This window comes from Nguyenibacter vanlangensis (assembly GCF_013376155.1).
GTDB lineage: Bacteria > Pseudomonadota > Alphaproteobacteria > Acetobacterales > Acetobacteraceae > Gluconacetobacter > Gluconacetobacter vanlangensis.
Genome location: NZ_JABXXP010000968.1, coordinates 1 through 861 on the forward strand (window position 1 = coordinate 1; position 861 = coordinate 861).

An 861-nucleotide genomic window follows, 5' to 3' on the forward strand; every position below is an offset into this window, starting at 1 on the left:
GTCGGCCGCCACCAGCGCCGAACGCTGCCCCGGCAGGCCAGGCCCCATATAGCCCATTTCCCGCCCGCCCATCGCGTTGGGCTGCCCGGTCAGCGAAAACGGCCCCGCGCCGGGGCGGCAGATCGCGCCGGTCGCCAGGTGCAGGTTGCACACCGCGTTGGTGTGCCAGGTGCCCGCGACGCTCTGGTTCAGCCCCATCGTCCACAGGCTCAGCCACGCCCCGGCCTCGGCGATCCAGCGCGCGGCGGTCTCGATGTCGGCCTGCGCCAGGCCGGTCACCGCCGCGACATGTTCGGGCGTATAGGGCGCCAGGAAATCGGCCATCGCCTCCCACCCCCGCGTCGCGGCTTCGATGAAGGCCGGATCGACCGCACCCTCGCGGACCAGCAGGTGCAGCAGCCCGTTCAGCAGCGCCAGGTCCGTCCCGGGCCGGATCCGCAGGAACAGGTCGGCCTTGTCGGCGGTCGCCGTCCGGCGCGGATCGACCACGATCAGCCGCGCCCCCGCCCGCTTGCGGTCCAGCAGCCGCAGGAACAGGATCGGATGGCAATCCGCCATGTTCGCGCCGATGACGAAGAACAGGTCGGTGCAGTCGAAATCCTCATAGCTGCCGGGCGGCGCATCGGCGCCCAGCGACGATTTGTAGCCCGCGCCGGCGGCGGCCATGCACAGGCGCGAATTGGATTCGATGTGCCGGGTGCGGATGTACCCCTTGGCCAGCTTGTTGGCCAGATATTGCGCCTCCAGCGACATCTGGCCCGAGACGTACAGCGCGATCGCATCCGGCCCGTGCGCATCCAGGATCCGCCGCAGGCGCGACGCGGTCTCGGCGATCGCCGCGTCGGTGGCGACGGGCAGGGC

The 861-nt window shown here is 71.2% G+C and carries 1 protein-coding gene; it reads right to left on the reverse strand.

Annotation, left to right across the window (positions count from 1 at the left end; genetic code table 11):
* A partial coding sequence (locus HUK84_RS20540) for a molybdopterin-dependent oxidoreductase (protein WP_176641844.1) occupies nt 1-861 on the reverse strand: 861 nt, incomplete at both ends.